The organism is Nocardia sp. CA-136227 (assembly GCF_050955695.1).
GTDB lineage: Bacteria > Actinomycetota > Actinomycetes > Mycobacteriales > Mycobacteriaceae > Nocardia.
The window spans coordinates 3244973-3265324 of record NZ_CP192081.1; the positions used below are offsets into that span (position 1 = coordinate 3244973).

Annotated in this window: 21 protein-coding genes; 13 read left to right on the plus strand and 8 right to left on the minus strand. The window is 70.0% G+C overall.

Annotated elements, in window-relative coordinates; translation table 11 throughout:
* Positions 1 to 114 precede the first annotated feature (114 nt).
* From ACQP06_RS14950 to ACQP06_RS14965, 4 genes are read left to right on the plus strand one after another with little or no spacing between them, the layout of a single operon-like run.
* A complete protein-coding gene (locus ACQP06_RS14950) occupies positions 115 to 1239 on the plus strand; it encodes a M24 family metallopeptidase (RefSeq protein WP_433672754.1) in 1125 nt (374 codons plus the stop codon).
* A 37-nt stretch (positions 1240 to 1276) separates the two neighbouring features.
* Positions 1277 to 1840, plus strand: a complete 564-nt coding sequence (gene efp / locus ACQP06_RS14955) for an elongation factor P (protein WP_357083405.1) — start codon at positions 1277 to 1279, stop codon at positions 1838 to 1840.
* Positions 1841 to 1860: 20 nt separating this feature from the next.
* On the plus strand, positions 1861 to 2367 hold the full coding sequence (gene nusB / locus ACQP06_RS14960) for a transcription antitermination factor NusB (protein ID WP_357083402.1): 507 nt from the start codon (positions 1861 to 1863) through the stop codon (positions 2365 to 2367).
* Between the two features lie 19 nt (positions 2368 to 2386).
* Positions 2387 to 2644 (plus strand): YciI family protein, encoded by a 258-nt coding sequence (locus ACQP06_RS14965; RefSeq protein ID WP_433672755.1) that lies wholly within the window; start codon positions 2387 to 2389, stop codon positions 2642 to 2644.
* Here ACQP06_RS14965 and ACQP06_RS14970 read toward each other — a convergent pair.
* The gene (locus ACQP06_RS14970) at positions 2634 to 5681 is read right to left on the minus strand and encodes a helix-turn-helix transcriptional regulator (RefSeq protein WP_433673332.1); all 3048 of its coding nucleotides are present in this window, start codon (positions 5679 to 5681) and stop codon (positions 2634 to 2636) included. The two genes, ACQP06_RS14965 and ACQP06_RS14970, sit on opposite strands and share 11 nt — an antisense overlap.
* An 81-nt stretch (positions 5682 to 5762) precedes the next feature.
* Between ACQP06_RS14970 and ACQP06_RS14975 the strand changes: the two genes are divergently transcribed.
* Positions 5763 to 6314 carry an LppU/SCO3897 family protein gene (locus ACQP06_RS14975; protein ID WP_433672756.1) on the plus strand — a complete coding sequence of 184 codons (552 nt, stop codon included), beginning with the start codon at positions 5763 to 5765 and terminating at the stop codon, positions 6312 to 6314.
* A gap of 7 nt (positions 6315 to 6321) precedes the next feature.
* On the opposite strand, the gene ACQP06_RS14980 is transcribed toward ACQP06_RS14975, so the two are convergent.
* Positions 6322 to 7293, minus strand: a complete 972-nt coding sequence (locus ACQP06_RS14980) for a quinone oxidoreductase family protein (RefSeq protein WP_433672757.1) — start codon at positions 7291 to 7293, stop codon at positions 6322 to 6324.
* 84 nt (positions 7294 to 7377) lie between these two features.
* Between ACQP06_RS14980 and ACQP06_RS14985 the strand changes: the two genes are divergently transcribed.
* Positions 7378 to 7956, plus strand: a complete 579-nt coding sequence (locus ACQP06_RS14985; RefSeq protein ID WP_433672758.1) for a TetR/AcrR family transcriptional regulator — start codon at positions 7378 to 7380, stop codon at positions 7954 to 7956.
* On the opposite strand, the gene ACQP06_RS14990 is transcribed toward ACQP06_RS14985, so the two are convergent.
* On the minus strand, positions 7938 to 8336 hold the full coding sequence (locus ACQP06_RS14990) for a winged helix-turn-helix transcriptional regulator (RefSeq protein WP_379273523.1): 399 nt from the start codon (positions 8334 to 8336) through the stop codon (positions 7938 to 7940). The two genes, ACQP06_RS14985 and ACQP06_RS14990, sit on opposite strands and share 19 nt — an antisense overlap.
* Positions 8337 to 8447: 111 nt before the next feature.
* On the opposite strand from ACQP06_RS14990, the gene ACQP06_RS14995 reads away from it, so the two are divergent.
* Positions 8448 to 9383, plus strand: coding sequence for an NADP-dependent oxidoreductase (locus ACQP06_RS14995; RefSeq protein ID WP_433672759.1), 936 nt, complete (start codon positions 8448 to 8450; stop codon positions 9381 to 9383).
* A 21-nt stretch (positions 9384 to 9404) separates the two neighbouring features.
* On the opposite strand, the gene ACQP06_RS15000 is transcribed toward ACQP06_RS14995, so the two are convergent.
* Genes ACQP06_RS15000 through ACQP06_RS15015 form a run of 4 tightly spaced genes read right to left on the minus strand, consistent with a single transcriptional unit; the run spans position 9405 to position 13322 of the window.
* Positions 9405 to 10028 (minus strand): NUDIX hydrolase, encoded by a 624-nt coding sequence (locus tag ACQP06_RS15000; RefSeq protein WP_433672760.1) that lies wholly within the window; start codon positions 10026 to 10028, stop codon positions 9405 to 9407.
* A gap of 10 nt (positions 10029 to 10038) precedes the next feature.
* Entirely contained in the window at positions 10039 to 11292 is a 1254-nt protein-coding gene (locus ACQP06_RS15005) for an adenylosuccinate synthetase (protein WP_433672761.1), read from the minus strand.
* Between the two features lie 24 nt (positions 11293 to 11316).
* Positions 11317 to 12297: a hypothetical protein gene (locus ACQP06_RS15010; RefSeq protein WP_433672762.1), complete on the minus strand. Its 981-nt coding sequence runs from the start codon at positions 12295 to 12297 to the stop codon at positions 11317 to 11319.
* A 5-nt stretch (positions 12298 to 12302) separates the two neighbouring features.
* Positions 12303 to 13322 (minus strand): hypothetical protein, encoded by a 1020-nt coding sequence (locus tag ACQP06_RS15015; RefSeq protein WP_433672763.1) that lies wholly within the window; start codon positions 13320 to 13322, stop codon positions 12303 to 12305.
* 277 nt (positions 13323 to 13599) lie between these two features.
* On the opposite strand from ACQP06_RS15015, the gene ACQP06_RS15020 reads away from it, so the two are divergent.
* The 5 genes from ACQP06_RS15020 to ACQP06_RS15040 all read left to right on the plus strand — a co-directional run bounded on the left by ACQP06_RS15020 (position 13600) and on the right by ACQP06_RS15040 (position 18864).
* The gene (locus tag ACQP06_RS15020; protein WP_379273533.1) at positions 13600 to 14445 is read left to right on the plus strand and encodes an alkaline phosphatase family protein; all 846 of its coding nucleotides are present in this window, start codon (positions 13600 to 13602) and stop codon (positions 14443 to 14445) included.
* Positions 14446 to 14557: 112 nt separating this feature from the next.
* Complete coding sequence (locus ACQP06_RS15025; protein WP_433672764.1) at positions 14558 to 15844, plus strand: MFS transporter; 1287 nt, start codon at positions 14558 to 14560, stop codon at positions 15842 to 15844.
* Positions 15841 to 16818 carry a TolB family protein gene (locus tag ACQP06_RS15030; RefSeq protein WP_433672765.1) on the plus strand — a complete coding sequence of 326 codons (978 nt, stop codon included), beginning with the start codon at positions 15841 to 15843 and terminating at the stop codon, positions 16816 to 16818. The genes ACQP06_RS15025 and ACQP06_RS15030 overlap by 4 nt, the downstream gene beginning before the upstream one ends.
* Positions 16819 to 17013: 195 nt before the next feature.
* Positions 17014 to 17526, plus strand: coding sequence for a DUF4334 domain-containing protein (locus tag ACQP06_RS15035; protein ID WP_433673333.1), 513 nt, complete (start codon positions 17014 to 17016; stop codon positions 17524 to 17526).
* A gap of 78 nt (positions 17527 to 17604) precedes the next feature.
* On the plus strand, positions 17605 to 18864 hold the full coding sequence (locus ACQP06_RS15040; RefSeq protein ID WP_433594137.1) for an FAD-dependent oxidoreductase: 1260 nt from the start codon (positions 17605 to 17607) through the stop codon (positions 18862 to 18864).
* Here the strand turns inward: ACQP06_RS15040 and ACQP06_RS15045 are convergent.
* Positions 18830 to 19456, minus strand: a complete 627-nt coding sequence (locus ACQP06_RS15045) for an alpha-ketoglutarate-dependent dioxygenase AlkB (protein ID WP_433672766.1) — start codon at positions 19454 to 19456, stop codon at positions 18830 to 18832. The two genes, ACQP06_RS15040 and ACQP06_RS15045, sit on opposite strands and share 35 nt — an antisense overlap.
* Before the next feature lie 122 nt (positions 19457 to 19578).
* Between ACQP06_RS15045 and ACQP06_RS15050 the strand changes: the two genes are divergently transcribed.
* The gene (locus ACQP06_RS15050) at positions 19579 to 20352 is read left to right on the plus strand and encodes a hypothetical protein (protein ID WP_433594139.1); all 774 of its coding nucleotides are present in this window, start codon (positions 19579 to 19581) and stop codon (positions 20350 to 20352) included.

Sequence of the window (20352 nt, forward strand, 5' to 3'; positions counted from 1 at the left end):
GTGCCGTCGCGAAATGTGGACAACTGCTTCGGTTGTGAATACCGGGGTTTCCCTATCCACCCCATTCACGTGTTGCGGGCCCGTGTCGCGGCGTGTCGGCGGTAGCTTTGACGCATGTCTGCTGATCACGATCCGGCCCGGCGACCCGACTACGCGCTGCGCCGGGCCAGCCTGCGGAATCTGCTGGTGGAGAACCGTGTCGACGCGCTGCTGGTCACGGACCTGATCAATGTCCGGTACCTGACCGGTTTCACCGGGTCGAACGCCGCGCTGCTGGTCTACGCCTGGGATTCCAGCGAGGACCGCACCATCATCAGCACCGATGGCCGCTATCTCACCCAGGTCGGCGTGCAGGTGCCGGATCTGCGCGCCGAGATCAACCGGTCGTGCGCGCGCCGGGTGATGGAGATCGCGGGGGAGTGGCAGACCGGACGGGTCGGTTTCGAGAGCCACGTGGTCACCGTCGAACAGCATCGCGGCCTGGCCGCCCTGGGCACCGGCCTGGACCTGGTCCCGGTGTCGGGCCTGGTCGAGCAGCTGCGCATGGTCAAGGACGACTACGAGGTGGACTGCCTGCGCGCGGCCTGCGACGCCGCCGACGCGGCCCTGGCCGCCCTGCTCGAACGCGGTGGTCTGCGTCCGGGCCGCACCGAGCGGCAGGTGGCCCGCGACCTGGAATGGCTCATGTTCGAGCACGGCGCGGAGGCGGTGTCCTTCGAGACCATCGTGGCGGCGGGCGCGAATTCGGCTGTCCCGCATCACCGTCCGACCGAGGCGGTGCTGGCCACCGGCGATTTCGTGAAGCTCGACTTCGGCGCGGTGTCGCGCGGCTACCACTCCGACATGACCCGCACCTTCGTCCTGGGCGCACCGACGGATTGGCAGCGCGAGGTGTACGACCTGGTCAGCGCCGCGCAGAAGGCCGGCCGCGAGGCCCTGGCCCCGGGCGTCTCCACCCAAGCGGTCGACGCCGCGTCGCGTCGGGTGATCGAGTCGGCCGGTCACGGCGACCTGTTCGTGCACGGTCTCGGGCACGGCGTCGGCCTGCAGATTCACGAAGCGCCCGGAATCGCCAAAACCGGCACGGGTACACTGCTGGATGGCGTGGCGGTGACCGTCGAGCCAGGTGTGTACTTCCCCGGCCGCGGTGGCGTCCGGATCGAGGACACGCTCGTGGTTCGCCAGGGGGGCCCGGAGCTGCTCACCCGCACCAGCAAAGACCTGACCGTCGTCGACTGACGCGCGGTTGCAACGACTAGTAGGAGATCCGAGGACAGTGGCGGACACCAGCGACTTCAAGAACGGCCTCGTGCTGAAGATCGACAATCAGCTTTGGCAGATCGTCGAGTTCCAGCACGTGAAGCCGGGCAAGGGTCCCGCCTTCGTGCGCACCAAGCTGAAGAACGTCGTCGTGGGCAAGGTTGTCGACAAGACCTTCAATGCCGGCGTCAAGGTGGAGACCGCGACCGTCGACCGTCGCGACATGCAGTACCTCTACCACGACGGTGAGGACTACATCTTCATGGACGGTGAGACCTACGACCAGATCCACCTGAGCGAGCAGCTGCTGGGCCGTAACGCGGGCTTCCTGCTGGAGAACATGGCCGTCCAGATCGCCATGCACGAGGGTGAGGCGCTGTTCGTCGAGCTCCCCGTCGCCATCGACGTCATCGTCACCCACACCGAGCCGGGCCTGCAGGGTGACCGCTCCTCGGCCGGCACCAAGCCCGCCACCGTGGAGACCGGCGCCGAGGTGCAGGTGCCGCTGTTCATCAACCAGGGCGACAAGCTGCGCATCGACACCCGCGACGGCAGCTACATCAGCCGCGTCAACAACTGACGCGACGGATAATGTCTTCCGTGGCCGATCAATCGGACAAGAAGTCTTTCAAGAAGCTCGGCGCACGGCACAAGGCGCGTCGGCGTGCGGTGGATCTGCTGTTCGAGGCGGAAGCCCGCGACATCGACCCGGCCGACCTGCTCTCCGAGCGGGTCTCCCTGGCGGTGCGTGAGGAGTCCATCGCGCCGATCAACCCCTACACCCGGGTCCTGGTCGAAGGCGTCGCCGACGATCTGGACCGGGTGGACGGCACCATCGAGTCGTACCTGTCGCAGGACTGGACGCTACCGCGGCTGCCCGCCGTGGACCGCGCCATCCTGCGGGTGGCGGTGTGGGAGTTGTTCCACGCCAACGACGTTCCCCCGGTGGTGGCCGTGGACGAGGCGGTGGAGCTGGCCAAGGAGCTGTCCACCGACGATTCCCCGTCGTTCATCAATGGCGTGCTCGGCCAGGTGGTCCAGGTGGCTCCGCAGGTGCGGGCCGCCGCCGCGGCCACCCGCTCGACCGTCGCCGACGACGACAAGTAGTTCGAAGGAGAGGCGCAGGGTGCGCAAATATCTGGTCATGGCCATGCGCACCCCGCGCTTCGACGATTCCGTCGCCGTCCCGCACAAGGAATGGCTGGCGCAGGTCCGCGACCGCGGTCAGCTGGTCGAGACCGGCAAATTCACCGACGGCACCGGCGGCGCCTACGTCATCACCGCCGAGAACCTGACCGCCGCACAGGAATTGATCCACACCGACCCGATCCACACCACGGGCGCGTCGGAGCTCACCGTCTACGAGTGGGAAATCACCGGCTGAGTTCCGTGAGGCGGTGCGCGATGCCCGCCCGCCCCGTGATGCCCAGTTTGCGCAGAATCCGACCGAGATGGTCCTCGACGGTGCGCGGGCTCAGGTAGAGCTGCTCGGCGATCGCTTTATTGGTCAGCCCCCTGGCCGCCAGTTCGGCCACCTCGCGCTCGCGTTCGGTCAGTGCGTTCGGGCCGCTGACGCCGCGATGCCCCGCCAGCTTGCGTTGCGCGGCCGTGGCGGCGGTGAGCAACTCGTGCGCTCCGGCCGCCGTGAATTCCGCACGCGCGGCCGCGATTCGAGCGGTCGCCGTCGTGAAATCCCCACGCTGCCCCGCGATTTCGGCGGCCAACAGCATGGCTTGCGCGCGAAAGATCGGCATCCCCGCCTGGCCGTAATAGGTGATGGCGGCCTCGGCTGCCCGCCCGGCCTCGTCGAAATCGCCTCGTGCGCACAGATATCCGGCGCGCGCCCGAGCTGCCGCCGCCCGCTGCCCCGGAATTCCCAGCCGCTCGGCCGCCTCCTCCGCCCGTGCCACCAGCACCGACGCGGTCTCCAGATCGCGTTGCGCGACACAGCCCAGTGCGGCGACGGCGAATTCGGCGGCCTGCATCGGATGCGGACGCGACTCGGCTCGGGCCGCGGGCCGCGCGTGCGCTGGGATATCCGACGACGTGGACCCGGTCGCGGTTGCGCTGTCGGAACCGTTGGCGCCCGGCGGCCTGGTTGCGGCCCTGGACCCGGCCGGGACCGGCGATTCAAACGTGGGCTCGAGCTCGGTAGCGGCCAAGGCGGGGTGGGGCGGCGTGGCGGGGGGTATGCCTGCCGGGTTCGGTAGGCGGCCGGCGATTTCGGCGAGGGCGGCTTCGACGACGCCTCGCCACCAGTGCATGGCGGGGCGGGGGAGTGCGTCGAGGGTGCGCCACCAGCGGGCTACTTCCTCGGTGGGGGCGATGTCTTCCAGGACGCGGAGTTTGATCGCGCCCGCGAGGGGGGCGATGCCCGGATAGCCGTGGAGGCGGGCGGTTTCCAGGGCGTCCTCGGCGGCGGCGAGGGCGTCGTCGTAGCGGCCGAGTTTGCCGAGGGAGTAGGCGTGGACGGTGTGCAGTTCGGGGAGGACGAAGCTGTGGCCGCGGCGGCGGCTGACCCGGATGGCGCGTTCGATGTGAGCCAGGCCGGTGGCCTGGTCGTCGAGGAAGTACGCCATCCATCCCAGGGCGGCGACGGCGTGGACGCCGTCGAGCAGCTGGGTGTCGGTGAGGCCCGCGAACTCTCGCTCGGCGGCGCGGTATTCCGTGCGTGCGGTATCGATGTTCAGGTCGTTGAGCTGCTGCATGCTGCGCAGGGTGCGGGCGGCCGCCCCGATGGCGGGGTCCCGGACGGCCCCCGACTCGTACAACGCCCGAATTCTGGCTCCGGCCTCGCGATCCCGATTGTCCTGTGATTCCAGAATGGCCAGTTCCAGCTGGACCGAACCGCTGTCGGCCGGTGCGAGGCCCTCGATCGCGCGGGTCAGCAGTTGCCGTGCGCTGTCGACCCGTCCGAGGATCCGCTCGCATCGCGCGTACAGCAGCACCGCTTCCCCGCGTTCCGTCATCGCGGATGCCGCCGCCGCGGAGGTCGGATCTGCCTGCGCGGAGCCGAGCGTGGGATCGCTCGCGTGCGGGGACGGATCCTGGTGTGGGAGAAGCGGTTCGAGGACATCGCGGGCACGGTCGGCGGCCCCGGAGAGCAGCAGTGCCCGGCCCAGCAGCAGCCGGGCCGGGTAGCCGGTTGCGGGATCCTGCGTGCGGTGCAGGGCGGTTTCGATCCAGCGCGCACTGGTGGCGGGCGCGGTGGTGAGGGCCTGTTCGGCCGCTTGGACCAGCTCGGCGGCGGCGAGCGGATCGCGGCCGCCGAAGGCGTGTTCGAGGTGGCGGGCACGGGCCAGGACGGGAGCGTCGACGCCGCGCAGGAATTCGGCGGCGCGGCCGTGGGCGGCGGCCCGCCAGGCGGGGCCGGGCAGACGGTAGGCCGCGGTGCGGATGAGGGGATGACGGAAGTCGATGATGCCGCCGGTGAGGGTCAGCCAGCCGCGGCGGGCCAGGTCGTCGACAGTGTCGTCGAGTTCCGGGCGCGTGACTTCGGCAGTGGCGCAGAGCAATTCGGTGTCGGCGGTCGCGCCGCAGACGGCGACGGCCTGGGCGACCAGCCGCTCTCGGGGCGGCAGGTGCGCGAGTTCGGCGCGCAGGGTGCGGTCCAGCGCCGCGTGACCGTGCCCGGTCGGTGCGGGCCCCTCCGCGCGCAGCGTCTCGTCCAGTTCCGTGGGCGTGAGCTCGGCCAGCACCTGGAGGTACAGCGGATTGCCGTGTGCCGCTTCGACGAGCCGGGCCCGGCGCACGGGCGGGATCTCCGGGAGCAGGGCGGTCGCCTCGTCCTCGGACAGCGGCGGCACGGTCAGGTGTGTCACCACGATTCGGGGCGCGCGCACCGCCGCGGCGAGTTCCGGCGGAAACTGGCCCGCGCGATAAGCGAGGATGACGCCCACCCGGTCGGGTAACTGCCGGATCAGACCCGCCAGCACCTCGAGGGACGCACGGTCAGCCCAGTGCACGTCATCGAGGATCAGCACCGTCGGCGTGCCCCCGAGCCGCACCCCCAGCCACCGAGCGGATTCCCGGTTGTCGAGCGCCGCGGCAAGGGGATTCACTGGTCCGCCCTGCGCGCCGTCGCCGGTGATCGCATCCGCGTCGCTGGTGAGCTGCTCGCCGAGGGTGGCGAGCACGTGGCGCGGGGTGGATTGTTCGTATTCGGTGGCCGCGATGGCGATCGTGCGCAGTCCGGCGGCGCGGGCGCGGTCGGCGGATTCGGCCAGCAGCCGGGACTTTCCGATCCCCGCCGGCCCTTCGACCAGGAAGACGCGGCGGTCGCCGGAGGTGCGGTGTGCCGCGTCCAGCGTGCTGAGTTCCCGGACCCGGCCGACGAATGGCTCGATCGCGCACTCCTTTCCGAGCGAACGGCCCCGGCCGGAGCCTAACGTGCTGCCGGATCGGTACGGTTCCCGGGCTATCCCGTGGTTTCACGGATGCTCGCCGATCGCGCACCGGGTTGGGTAGTCGAGGTTCGAAGCGATCATGAGTGGGAGAGGTACGTGGATTCGGTGCGAGTGAGCTCGGAGAACAAGCGACAGTGGCGGCGGCTGCTCCCGGTCGTGCTGGTGGCTTCGGCGGTGGCGCTGGCGGGTTGCTCCGCGGTCCAGAAGGGCGCGGAGTCCATCAAGGACGCGGGCAAGTCCGATACCGGGCGTTCGAAGGTCGGCGATTGCATCAACGTTATCGAGGGGTCGATGATCAATTCCAAGACCGAGCCGGTGGACTGCGCCTCCCCGAAGGCGGTGTACAAGGTGGCCAAGCACTCCAGCGCCAAGGCCGAGTGCGCCGCCGACTACACCTCCTACGAGGAGACGCTCAACGGCGCCTCGATGGCCTACCTGTGCCTGGCGCCGAATTTCCAGACGGGCGCCTGCTATCACGAGAGCATGATGACCGGCTATCAGTACGCCGAATGCGGTTCGACCAACGCGAGTTTCCAGGTGCTGACCCGGATCGACGGCCAGTCGGACGAGAACCTGTGCGGCCCCGAAGCCGACAAGGTCATCACGCTGACCGAGCAGCCGACGACGTTCTGCCTGAAGGACCTCTGAGCTGCGCTCAGCCGGCGCGCAGGATGATCGTGCCCCGGGCGGCTCGATCCTCGAGCAGCCGGTGGGCGTGCGCGGCCTGGTCGAGCGGCAGCACCCGATCCACCAGCGGTGTCAGCGAACCCGTCGCCGCCCGCCGCAGCGCGGCTTCGCGGGTCGCCGCCACCCCGGCCAGCCAAGCCGGACCGGAGCAGCCGGTGAGCGTCAGGCCGCGCATGATCAGGTCCATCGCGCCGACCTGCGCGGGCGCGCCCGACAGGAACCCGTAGCTGAGCATCCGCCCGCGCAGTGGGGTCATGAGGTCCAGGAGTTCGAGCGCGGATTCGCCGCCGACGGAGTCGAAGACCACGTCCAGCGTCGCGCCGCCGAGCAGGTCGGCCAGTTGCCGGGTCCACCCGGGGGTGTGGTGGTCGACGACGAGGTCGGCGCCGAATTCGCGTGCCCGCGCGGCCTTCTCGGGCCCGCCCGCGGTGGCGATGACGCGGGCCGCGCCGTACTCCTTGGCCAGCTGGGTGAGGTAGGCCCCGACGCCGGTCGCCGCCGCCTCGACGAGGATCGTCTCGGTGCCGGAGAGCCGCGCGGTCTCGAGCAGGGGAATGGCGACCGACCCGCTCATGGCGACGGCCGCCGCGGCGTCGGTGCTCAGCCCGTCCGGAATCGGGGTCGCGGCCTGGGCGGGGACGCAGACCTGTTCGGCGTAGGTGCCGAAACTATTGCTGCTCACCACCACTCGCCGCCCGACGAACGAGGCGTCCACGCCCGCGCCGACTTCGGTGACGACGCCCGCGGCCTGGGTGCCGAACACGAGGGGGAACTGCACCGGCAGCGGAAACGCGCCGGACCGCAGCATGGTCTCGGGGAACAGCACGGGAATCGCCTCGGTCCGCAGCAGGATCTCCCCGGCCTGGGGGCGGGGTGCGGGAACCTCTCCGGCCACCAGGACGTCGGGCCCACCGGTGCCGGTCAATAGGATTGCTTGCATTGAGAACCTCATAAGTTGACTGACGGTCAAGATATGCCTGCGAAGATATTGACCGTCGGTCAAGTTGTCAATGGAAGTGGTGATATGAACCCGCCCAAGGAACGTGCCGACGCAGCCCGCAACCGCCAGGCAATCCTGGCGGCGGCCCGCACGCTGTTCGCCGAGGAAGGCGCGGAGGCGGCGACCATGGACCGCATCGCCGCCGCGGCGGGCGTGGCCAAGGGCACGCTGTTCCACCGGTTCGGCAATCGCGCGGGCCTGCTGTACGAGCTCGTCGCGGACGGGGCGATCGGCTTGATGGAGGCGGTGACCAGCGGTCCGCCGCCGCTCGGCCCAGGCGCGCCCGCGGGGGAGCGCCTGCTCGCCTACTTCGACGCCATGACCCGGCTGATCGCCGACGACCTCGAACTGAACGTCGCCTACCAGGCGCTCCCGCCGCACCCGCGCCGCGATGAATTCCACGCCTTCTGGGCGAACCACATCAGCACCCTGCTGCGCGAGATCCGCCCCGATCTCGACGCCGAGGTGGTCGGCGGTCTGTTGCTCGCGCCGCTCGGCGGCGAACTGGTGCCCTACCTGGTCCGTTCGGGCCAGCGGGACCGCTTGCTCGACGGTGTCCGGCAGCTGGTCCGATCGGTGATCGATCAGCCCGCGGCGTCGTAGCTTTCGCGGGCCGCGAGCACGTCCTCGATGTGGGTCTCGGCCCAGTCCTTGATGGCCCGCATGACCGGCAGCAAACTCTGCCCGAGTGCGGTGAGCCGATAGTCGACCCGCACCGGAACCGACGGCGTGACGGTGCGGGTCACCAGCCCGTCGCGTTCCATGCCGCGCAGGGTCTGGGTGAGCATCTTCTGGCTGACGCCGGCCACGATGCGATTGAGATCGCTGTAGCGGCGGGGACCGTCGGCGAGCGCGTTGAGCAGCAGACTGACCCACTTGTCGCTGATCCGGTCGAGCAGGTGCCGGGTGGGGCATTCCTGGATGTAGGCGTCATAGTCGCGCCGGGCCTCGGTGCGCCGCTGGGCGGCGGTCTTGGTCGCCATGACTCTCCCTGACGTTCGGTACGCACTCCGAGGTGCGTACTTCCCGATGGAGAGTAACACTCCCTAGGTTCGGTGTCGGGGTGGGAAACCGTACAGCAGAGGAGTTTTCACATGCGCGCCGTCATCGTTCGATCGTTCGGAGGACCCGAGGTGCTGGAGGTGGCCGAGGTGGCGCTGCCCGCGCCCGGCCCCGGGCAGGTGCGGATCCGCGTCGCCGCGGCGGCCGTGCAGCCGGCCGACCTGCACACCCGCTCGGGCGGATTGGCCCAGGCGGGGCTGATGTTGCCGCGCGAGGTGATCGGCCTGGGCTGGGATGTCGCCGGGACCATCGACGACATCGGTTCCGGTGTCACGGAATTCGCGATCGGTGACACGGTGTTCGGCCTGTCCGATCGGCTCGATGTGGCCCTGGGCACGCACGCCGAGCAGGTGATCCTGGAGGCCGCCGCCGTCGCTCTCGCACCGCGCACGGTCTCGGCGATCGAGGCGGCGACCGTCCCGCTGAACGCCCTCACCGCCGCGCAATCCCTGGACCTGCTCGGCCTGCCGACCGGCGCGACGGTGCTGATCACCGGTGCGGCAGGTGCGGTGGGCGGCTACGCGGTGGAATTGGCCGTGGCCCAGGGGATCCGGGTGGTCGCGACCGCCGGTGCCGCCGATGAGGACGCGGTCCGCAAACTGGGCGCGGAGTTCTTCGTCCCGCGCGGCGAACGCCTCGGTGACGCGGTGCGCGCCCTGGTCCCCGGTGGCGTCGACGGCGCCCTCGACGCGGCGGTACTGGGCGTCGAAGTCCTCGACGCAGTCCGTTCGTCCGGCGCGTTCACGGCCTTGGTGGGCGGCGCCGAACCGGCGGCCCTGCGCGGAATCCGCGTGGCCAACACCTGGATTCGAGCCGACGGCCGCCGCCTGGCCGAGCTGGCCGCACTGGTCGACGCGGGCCGCCTGACCCCGCGAGTCGCCGAGACCTTCCCGCTCGACCGCGTCGCCGACGCCCACGACCTGCTGGCCGCGGGGCAACTGCGCGGCCGCCCGGTCCTGATCCCCTGACGCTCGCCGCTCCCGCGCCGTTCAGGCGAAGGACCACACCGCGGCCGGGCGGCCGGTGGCTTTCACCCGGACGCGTTCGCCCGTGCGGGACAGCCCGGGCAGTGCGGCGAGGGTGCGGTTCAAGTTGCCCGGGTCGGGTTTGGCGCCGTGCAGGGCGGTGGTGAGGCCGACCGCGCGGGTGGCGGTGAACTGGTCGCCGGTGAGGGCGCGTGTGAATGTCAGGTCCTTCCACAGCATGTCGGCCAGCCGTTCCCTGGCGGCGGCGACGATCTGGTTGTGGTCGAACGCCAGCGGCGGGACCGCGTCGAAGGGCACCCAGGTCGCGGTGTCGGATTCGTGCGCGCCGACCACGGCCCACATGGCGATGGACAGGGTCGGTCCGCGCGGGTCGCGATTGGGTTCGTCGAAGGTGGCGACCTGTCCGACGGCGAGGATGGCGTCCTCGGGCACCCCGAGTTTGGTGTGCACCGCGCGGTGGGCGGCGTCGGCGAGGCGTTCGCCGAGGCCGAGCAGCACGCCCGGCAGCGCGAGTTCCCCGGCGAACGGTTCCCACCGCCGCGCGGCGATGCCGAGCGTGGCGGTGGGGTCGTCGGGCCCGTAGCGCAGGGCGATCACATCGATGGATACCGCGGATTGTTGCTCCACAAATGGACAATCATGCCTGAGCGGTGATCCGGACCGTGCGATCGGCTCGATCCGGGCCGTGGGCGGTGAGCACCACCGGCGCGCCGAGTTCGGCCTCCAGGTAGCCGGGGACGTCGCCGGGCAGGTCGGTCAAGGCCGGGGTAGCGGCGCTGAGCAGGTCGCTGAGCCCTTGCTGGTGGTCCAGGTCCTGCCAGACCCCGCAGTCGAGCCGGTCGACGCACCCGTCCGCGGTGAGATATCCGGTGGCGGTGCGGATGTCGCCGACCGCGTCGAGGTGGTTGACGGCCAGCCCGTCGATCCCGCCGCAGGCATCGATCGCGTAGCGCAGCAGCAGCGGGTCGAGGTGCCCGCGCCGGAACGCGCCTTGGTAGACGCCGGTTCCATTGTGCGGCTCGGGAATCGACAGCGCGGGGTCCTCGGTCGGGAAGGGCCCGGCCCCGTGCCGCGTCATGTAGGCCCGGGTCACGCCGAGCACGTAGCCCGGAGCCCCGATGCGCGCCAGCATGTCTCGCGCATTGCGGGGTTCCACGGTCGACCAGGTCGTGTACGGGTGGGTCCCGCGCCATTCGTCGAGCAGTACGCCCTGCGCGCCCTCGAACACCAGCCGCCCGCTGTGCGCGAACCCCGCGAGCTGCTCGCCGGGCAGGATGGCCACCACCTCGGCGAAAGCGGTGTACGCCGCGACCAGATCGGCGATCGGGTCGTAGCGGTGCCGTCCCCCGGCGAGCAGCGGCGCGTAGTGCTCCTCGAGTGCGATCAGCTTGCGCCGCAGCACATCCGGTCGCGCGCAGTCGGCGACCCGTGGCGCGTCGTGGTCGAGCGCGTAGCTCGCGGTCTCCCCGATGCCGATGCCGCACGAACCGTGCCGGGCGGTACCCCTCGTATCCTCCCGGCAGCGGTTGGCGGCCCCGTGGATCGGCGTGGTGAGCAGGGCGCGTTCGTCGACGTAGAGCAGGGACAGCGGATCGGCGACCCCCAGCGCGGCGAGTTCGCGGGCCTCGGCCGCCAGGGCCAGGGGTTCGACGAGCATGTGCCGCGACAGCAGGGTCGGCACCTCGGACAGGGTGCCGGACCCGAACTGCCGGAAGGTGTGGTGGCGGCCGTCGGCGACCACATTGTGGGCGGCCTGCGCCCCGCCGTTGAACCGCACCACCGCGGCCACGTCGAGCCCGGCCCGCGGTGAGCACAGCCAGTCGACGGTGGCCCCTTTCCCGGCGTCACCGAAGCCGAGGTCCACCACGATGAGGTGACGGTCGCCGAACATGAGCTGTCCCTTTCTCTTTCGTGGTCAGAGATCGACGTCGTCGGTCCCGGTGGTGGCGGGCAGCGCGCCCACACTGCGGCCCCGGCGGACCCCGCCCAGTGGCGCGAGCGCCTTGCCGACCGCGTCGGCCTCACTGGTCGACCCGATATCGCGCAGGTCGGCCAGCCCGGCCCCCAGATCGACGCGGTCCTCGCCGATCCCGATGGTCAGCGCGATGAGCTCGCACACCGCGGCCGGATCCTCGAGCCGCAGGAACCGCTCGCCCAGCAGCCCCTGCCAGTGCTCGGCGATCTCCGGATCCCGGTAGTAGCTGGACTGATTGGGCAGGATGTAGTGCACGTTCCACCGGTCGGCCAGCTCCCGGTAGACGGAGTCGACGGCGATGTCGCTGCGCACGTCGTCGCCGATGACGGCCTGGATGTGCCGCGCGGGCAGCCGCTTCTTGTTCAACTCGTCGCCGACGATGAACAGGTAGCCCTTGCGTCCGCGCTTCTCCCACGCGTCGGTGACGGTGTGGCGGGCGATGAAATACGCTGCCAGCTCGTAGCTTTCGGACTTCTGCCCGCCACCGCCGCCTTCGAGGAGGATAAGCCGCAGCTGTTCGTCCATGCGGTTGTCGGATTCGAACTGCCCGACCTGCAGCGGCACCCGGTCGCTGTCGGCGTCGCCGATGGCCCCGAACAGGATCTGCGGATCGTCGGCATAGCCCTTGCGCTGCAACAGCCCGTGCAGTTTGGCCAGCTTCTCCTGCATGACCCGCGGCACCCGGCCCATGGACCCGGTGACGTCGAACAGCACCGCGATGGGCAGCGAGTTCCCGTGGTCGTCGGAGTCGCGCGACTCCCGCATGCCCACGCCGAACGGATCCAGGGTGGGGTGCGCCTTCCACTGCTCCCACGGCGTGGACCGCATGTCGGCGGTGTAGCCGAAGTCGTCGAGTCCCTTGGCCGCGCGGAAGGTCCGCGCCGCGTCGTAGGCGCTGTCGTCCCAGCTTCCGTAACCCATTGCTATCACTTACCTTTCGTGAGCTCGAAGGGCCGGAAGCGGCGCTTCCCGTAGAGCCGGTCGAGCAGATCGTCGAATTCGCCGAGCAGGTCCGCGGCGTCGGGCCGCAGTCCGGGATCGGCTTGCAGGCACCCGGTGGCGTAGGCGCGCATCGGGGCGGGTGCGCGGTCGCCGAGCATGGTGAGCATGAGGCGATGCGCGAGGTGGACGTCGGTGGCGGGGGAGACCGCGTCGCGGATCTCGGGCGGGTAGTCCAGCGACTTCAGCGTGGCCGCCGCGGGATTGCCCGGCCGGGTCGCGAATGACCAGCCCACCAGGACGATTCCGTGCAGTCGCGGATGCACCAGCACATTGGCGGGACTGATCGCGGTGTGCACCCAGCTCGCCAGCTGCGCCCCGGCGAGGCAGCGCAGCAGCCGCCGGTGCATCCACGCGTAGTCGCGCGGGTCGAGCCCGTCCGGATAGGCGGCGCGGACCTCCTCCATCGTCACGAACCCGTCGGTCAGGCCGGCCAGCACATTGACCGTGCGCTGCTCGCCGGTACCCGAGTCGAGATGGTCGACGGTGTCGACGAGTTCGGGGAAGTACGGTCGCAGCCACTCGTGCTCGGCGGCCACGGTCGCGATGTCGCGCAAGACGTTTCGCTCGCCGGCCAGCAACCGGTTGGCGGCCGCGCGGCGCGGGATCTTCACCACCCGATCCGAGCCGGAGCGGTACACGTCGGCGATGGATCCGGCCGCGTGCAGCGCCCCGACGGGATGCCGCCCGCGCGCCCCGGTCACCTCGAAGGCCGCTTCGTCCAGGTCCAGCCACCGCTGGTACAGCTCCGAGAGCCGGGCGAAGGCGGCGCCCGCGGCCGCCGCGTCGACGGCCTCGACCCGGTCGGGGTGGACCAGTGCGGCCAGCCGGTGGTACCGGCGTCGTGCCGCTTGTCTGCTCGTGGAATCCGTTGCGGCGGAACCGAAGAGGTCTTCGGGCCGCCGCGCCGCCCGGATGGTCTCCGCGGTCTCTCGCGCTGTCGTCATGGTTTTAGGCTAGATGACTAAAACGAGGAAGGCCAGCGATTTCGCCAACTTTTTGTAGATTCGACAAAAACGCAGGTGGTCGCCGGTTTGCTGTCTCGAAACTCGCGCTGCGGCAGGGGGACTCGGTCCGAGTCAGCGGAAAGTGGCCATGCGATTTGTTCATTTTCCCCACATCGGATGGCCGCAGAGCATTCGTCGTTCCGGCGCATGGCGGTTCTTAATATTGCGCGGCCCTGGCGGTGCTGCCGGGGCCCGCTCGAGTCCTTCAGGAGGATCTGTGTTCAGGAAGCGCATCGCTGCCGCCGTCATGTCGGCCGCCGCGTTCATCGGTATGGCGACGTCCGCCGTCGTCAATTCGTCGGAAGCCGCTGCGGCGGGCAGCGTTCCGGTCTTCGACCACATCGTGCTGGTGATGTTCGAGAACCATTCGTACTCGCAGATCAACGGCAGCTCCAGCGCGCCGTACTTCAACAGCCTGGCCGGGCAGGGCGCGAAGTTCACCCAGTCCTACGGCGTCACCCACCCGAGCGAGCCCAACTACCTCGCCATGTTCTCCGGCTCCACCCAGGGCGTCACCGACGACAGCTGCCCGCACACCTACAGCGGCAACAACATCGCCAACCAGCTGCTCACCGCCGGCAAGAGCTACAAGAGCTACTCCGAGGCCATGCCGTCGGACGGCTACACCGGTTGCTCGAGCGGCACCTACCGGCGCAAGCACAACGCGGTCCCGAACTTCAGCAACGTGCCGGCCAGTGCGAACACCCGGTTCAGCACCTTCCCGACCGACTTCTCCACCCTGCCGACGGTCTCCTACGTCGCGCCCGACATGTGCAACGACATGCACGACTGCTCGATCGGCACCGGTGACACCTGGCTGAAGAACAAGATGGACGCCTACGCGCAGTGGGCCAAGACCCACAACAGCCTGCTCATCGTCACCTTCGACGAGGACAACGGCGGTTCGTCCAACCACATCTTCACCACCTTCGTGGGCGCGCACACCCAGGTCGGCAGCTTCTCCAACCAGATCAACCACTACAACGTGCTCAGCACCATCGAGAGCGCCTACGGCCTGACCCACCTGAACCCCGCGGCGGAGATCACCAACGTGTGGAACTGACCGTTCACCGGGCAACCGGACCGATCGGCAGCTGACATGACCCCGCTCGCGGACCCGACGATGTGTCCCGAGCGGCTTCCCAGCGACCCCCTGAGGTAGTACACCCATGTACATGTCCACGATCGACCGCCCGCATTCCGGGGGCGACGACGCGACACCGTCGCGCCGCAAGGCGTTCTTCCTGTTGAGCGGCAATGTGTTCGCGCTCGGCGCCGTCAGCCTGGTCACCGACATCTCCTCGGAGATGATGACGGCCGTGCTGCCGGTGTACCTGGTCGTCGGACTGCATCTGAGCCCCGCCGCGTACGGCGTCGTCGACGGCACCTACACCGGCGCGACCGCCTTGCTGCGGCTGGTCGGCGGCTATGTCGCCGACCTCACCCGTCGCCGCAAGTTCATCGCGGGCCTGGGCTACGGCCTGTCGGCGGTCGCGAAACTCGGCATGCTGGCCGCGGGCAGCGCCGTCGGCGCGATCGGCGCGGTCATCGCCGTCGACCGCACCGGCAAGGGCCTGCGCACCGCACCCCGCGATGCCCTGATCACCCTGTCCACCCCGCCGCGGCTCTACGGTCGCGCGTTCGGCGTGCACCGGACGATGGACACCATCGGCGCGTTCGTCGGCCCCCTGGTCGCGATCGGCATCCTCGCCGCCACCGCGCAGGCCTACGACGCGGTCTTCGTGGCCAGCTTCTGCATCGCCGCGTTCGGCGTCCTGATCCTGGTGCTGTTCGTGCGCGACTACCGCGACGAGCAACCCGCCAAGGGTGCGGTGTCGCCGCGCGCGCTGGGCGGGCTGATCCGGCTCGCCCCGGTGCGTCGGCTGGTGGCCGCGGCCTGCCTGGCCGGACTGGTGACCATCGGCGACGGCTTCGTCTACCTGCTGCTGCAGCAGCGGGAACACCTGAGCGTCAGCTGGTTTCCGCTGCTGGCGGTCGGCACCAACCTGTCGTATCTGGTGCTGGCCACCCCGCTGGGCATGCTCGCCGACAGGATCGGCCGCCTGACCGTGGTGCTCGGCGGCTACACCGCGCTGGTGCTGGTGTACCTGCTGCTGTTCGGGCCGTTCGGCGGGACCGCGCTGCTGGTGGTGGTGCTCGCGCTCTACGGCCTGTTCTACGCCGCGACCGACGGCGTGCTGATGGCGCTGGCCGGTCCGGTACTGCCGAAAGCCTTGCGCACCACCGGGATCGCGCTGATCCAGACCGGGCAGGCGCTGTCGTACCTGGTGTCGTCGGTGCTGTTCGGGCTGGCCTGGAGCTGGTGGGGTCCGGAGAACGCGAGCCGGGTCGCCGCGGGTCTGGTGGCGGTGGCCGTGGTCGTGATCGCCGTGCTGCTGCGCGGTGTGCAGGCCGCCGGGACCGCCGAGGACGTCACCGAGACCGCGGAGGAGCACGCGTGAACCGCCGCCTGGTGCTGGCCCTGCTCGGGGCGGTCGTCCTGGCCGCGGTCGCCGTCGGCTACGGCGTGGTCACCGGGACGCGCGCGCAACCCGCCACCGCCTACGAGGCGCTGAACATCGCGCCCGGGCCCCGAATCTTGTTCCGCAGCACCGCGGCCGAGAGCAAGGGCCATGTGGCGATGGTGTCCGCCGCCGATCCGGGCGCGGCGCGCTCGGTGTCGAAACTCGAATGCCTGCGGGTGGCCGCGGCGGCCGGGACCGCCATCTGCCTGCGGCCCGACGGCCCGCTGGCCACCTTCCAGGCCGCCATCCTGGACGCGGATCTGACCGTGACGCGGGAGATCCCGCTGGTCGGCGTGCCCAATCGCACCCGGCTGTCGGGTGACGGCCGGATGGCGGCCTGGACGGTGTTCGTGGCGGGCGACTCCTACAACAACGGCCGCTTCTCCACCCGCGCCGGACTGGTCGACCTGACGACCGGCGACATGATCGATTCCCTGGAGTTCCTGTCGGTCGTGGTCGACGGCCGCCCCTACACCGCCGCCGATCTCAACTTCTGGGGCATCACCTTCGCCGCGGACGACAACACCTTCTACGCCACCATGTCCACCGACGGCCGGCGCTACCTCGTGCAGGGCGATATGGCGGCGAAGACCGTCCGCACCATCGCGCAGAACGTGGAATGCCCGTCGCTGTCGGCGGACGGCAAGCGGATCGCGTTCAAGTCGGCGATCGACGGCGACCCCGCGAAGGGCTGGCGGCTCTCGGTGCTGGACCCGGCCTCGGGCGTGCGCACCCCGCTGGCCGAAACCCGCAGCGTGGACGACCAGGCGGCGTGGCTGGACCCGAACACCATCGGCTACGCGATCTCGCGCGGCGGCGACGACGCCGATATCTGGGCGGTCCCGGCCGACGGTTCGGGCAGTCCACGGCTGCTCGTTCCGCACGCCGAATCCCCGGCGGCCCTGGGCTGAACGGGCGGCGGCCCCACAGGAACCGGTATCGACATATTCGGCCAATCCGGTCGTCAGAATGTCACTGGAGCTCTACCGGTCACCACCGGGGCCGCCGTTAGGGTGAGAGAAATCCTGTCGTCCACTCTCACCAAGGAGATCATGATGGTTGCCGCCGACCCGGCGACGGACGGTGCCCTGCGCCTGGACACCCTGATGGCGGGCGCGGCTACCGCGGCCCAGGCCTGGGAGCTGTTCGACAGCCTGCCGCCGGTGGACGTGGACGAGGTCACCACCGGTCGCTGGCGCGGTGCGGAAGTGGGCACCGGCCACCCGTGGGACGGCATGCTGGTCGAAACAGGCTGGTACGGAAAGCAGTTCGACAGCGCCGACCATGTCCAGCCGCTGCTGTTCCAGGCCCCCGACGGCGAGATCTTCCCGGTCGACCCGCGCCGGGTGCCGCTGTTCCTGGCGGGCAAGGTGTCGGTGACGGCCCTGTCCCCGGTACGCCGCTCCCTCGGCGTGCTGCGGCCGATGCTGCGGACGGCCGCCCCGAAGGCTCGACTGCGGAATCTCGAGTTCCGTGGAAAGTCCAGCGCCGCAATGATCTACGACCACCTGCCGATCATCGACATCTTCCGCCGCGTCGCCGCGGACACCCTGCTCGGTGTCATGGATATGCGCGGACTCGGCGAACCGTATTTCTTCGTCCTGTACCGCGACCGCTAGCTGCGGTGCGATGGCTGTGCCCGAGCCGGACTCGTCCTACCATCGACGGTGACGGCGTCTTCGGCTCGGGAGGTCCCGATGGAACGCACGACCTGTCTCATCGCCGGTGGGGGACCGGCGGGCATGTTCCTGGGGCTGATGCTGGCCCGGGCGGGCGTCGAGGTCACCGTGCTGGAGAAACATGGTGACTTCCTGCGCGACTTCCGCGGCGACACCGTGCACCCCACCACCCTGGACCTCATCGAGGCCCTCGGCCTGAGCGAGGGCTTCGCGAAACTGCCGCAGCGGCGGCTCACCTCGATCCAGACCCCGATCGGCGGGCGGCTGGTTCCGCTGGCGAGCTTCGACCACATCCCGGGGCGGCACAAGTACATCGCCATGGTGCCGCAGTGGGATCTGCTCGATCTGCTCGCCCGCGCGGGCGACAACGAACCGACCTTCCGGTTGCGCATGCGGACCGAGGCCGTCGACCTGCTGCGCACCGGCCCGACGGTGACCGGCGTCCGCTATCGCACCGCGGACGGCGCGACCGGGGAGATCCACGCCGACCTCACCGTGGCCGCGGACGGCCGCGGTTCGGCGCTGCGCGCGGCGGCCGGTCTCGGCGGTCGCCAGTGGGCGACGCCCTTCGACGCCTGGTGGTACCGGATCCCGCGCCACGGCACCGATCCCGCCGGACTGATCCCGGTGGTCAGCGCCGACCGCGTCGCCGTCCTGTTCGATCGCGGCGACTACTGGCAGAGCGCGACCCTCATCGCGAAAGGCAGTGACACGCGGCTGCGGGCCGAGAAGCCGGTCGGCGAGATCATGCGCGCCCTCGCCGAGGTGGTTCCGTGGCTGGCCGACCGCGCCGACGCCGTCCACGACTGGGACGAGGTGAAACTCCTCGACGTCAAACTCGATCGGCTCGACCACTGGTACGCCGACGGACTGCTCTGCCTCGGCGACGCCGCCCACGCCATGTCACCGATCGGCGGGGTCGGCATCAACCTGGCAGTCCAGGACGCGGTGGCCGCCGCCCGCATCCTCGCCCCCAAACTGCTGTCCCACACTGTCACCACCGCCGACCTGGCCCGCGTCCAGCGCCGCCGCCGGCTGCCCACCGCCGTCATACAGGGCATGCAGCGCTTGGCTCACGCGCAGGTCGTGCGGCCCGCGGTGTCGGGCCGGTTGAATATCGCCGACCTCCCGCGAACGCCCTTGCCGCTGCGGATCTTCCGCCGCATCCCGGTCCTGCGCGAACTCCCGGTCTTCCTGGTGGCTCGCGGCGTCGTGTCCGAACCGATCCCGGAATTCGCCCGCGCTACCGGACGCCGCGCGGACGGAACTGGATGCTGATGCGCGGCCCCACCGGCCGCCTCGTCTTGGGCACCGCGTGCTCCCAGGTGCGCTGACACGAGCCGCCCATCACGATGAGGTCCCCGTGTCCGAGCGCGTATCGCACACTGGCCCCGCCGCGGCGTGGGCGCAGCAGCAGCGAGCGCGCCGCACCCACAGACACGATCGCCACCATGGTGTCGTCGGTGGCCCCGCGCCCGCTCGTGTCCCCGTGCCAGGCGACGCTGTCGTCCCCGTCGCGGTAGTAGCACAGGCCCGCCGTGGTGAACGGCTCGCCGAGTTCCCGGGAGTAGTACGCGCTCAGCGCGTCGCGTGCCTCGGTGAGGATGGGGTCGGGTAGCTCGCGCTCTTCGTCGTAGAACGACAGCAGCCGCGGCACATCCACCACTCGGTCGTACATGGCCCGCCGATCCGCCCGCCACGGCACCTGGCTCGCGAGCCGCTCGAACAGTACGTCGGCCCCGCTCAGCCAGCCGGGCAGCACATCCACCCACGCGCCGTCGCCGAGCTCGGTACGCCGGACCGAATCCAGCGCACCCAGCTCGACCTCCCCGAACCCGTCGAGCAGAGATCCCTGCAATGGCGTCGACATGCGCACGAAACTACCACAGTTCGAACATGTGTTCCCATCGAATTGCCGACTCCGCGCCGCGCGCGTGTGCTACTTTTCGCTCTGGGTCCACAGGCATCACCACCACTTCCGGAGGTTGAGACATGGATCAAGAGACACTGCTGCAACTCGCCGCCGATGAGCTCGCCAAGCGGTCGCTCAGATTCCGCGAGATCGAGATTCTCGACTACGTCCCGACACAACCGGATCGGGCACTGCTGTGCCAGGAAGGCTGCGTGCGGGTCATCGTCGCCCCCGAAGGCGATCCGCTGCTGCAACGGGTGCGGGAGGCCGTCACCCTGCGCAACGGCGACGATATCGACCTGATGGAGAATGCGATCAAGCCTCGTTTCGAGGGGCGTACCCAACTGTCGCCCTATCAGGCCTGGCGGTTGCTCGAGCGCGCTCCGGTATTCGCGACCATTCGATACGGCGGCCGCACCCTCGCGACGAACGTCTTCCCGCCCGACGGTCTCGGCCTGGTAGTCCTGGACAATCCGTACAACGGTGGCGCGCTGAGCCCGACACATCTGACCCTGGTCGAGCACCGGCGCGAAGGTACGGACGCCGGGTTGCAGGCCATAGCCCTCAGATTCGAGCCGCGGCTGACCCCGGCCGAACGCGCCGCCCTGGCGCAGGTGCCCGAGGACCAGCTGGAAGGCAACCTGACCATCAACGCGAGTTGTTGCGACAACGCCACCTTCATCATGTGGGCCGCCATGGCCGTCACCGTCGCGGTCATCTGTACGGCCGCGGTCATGGCCGACGTGGACGAACAGCAACATCTGACGGACGAGCGGATACGGAGTCTGGGCCCGGCGGCCACGGCGCGGGAACTGCTCGACATCCGGCGCGAAGCCCTCGGGCACGTGCACTGA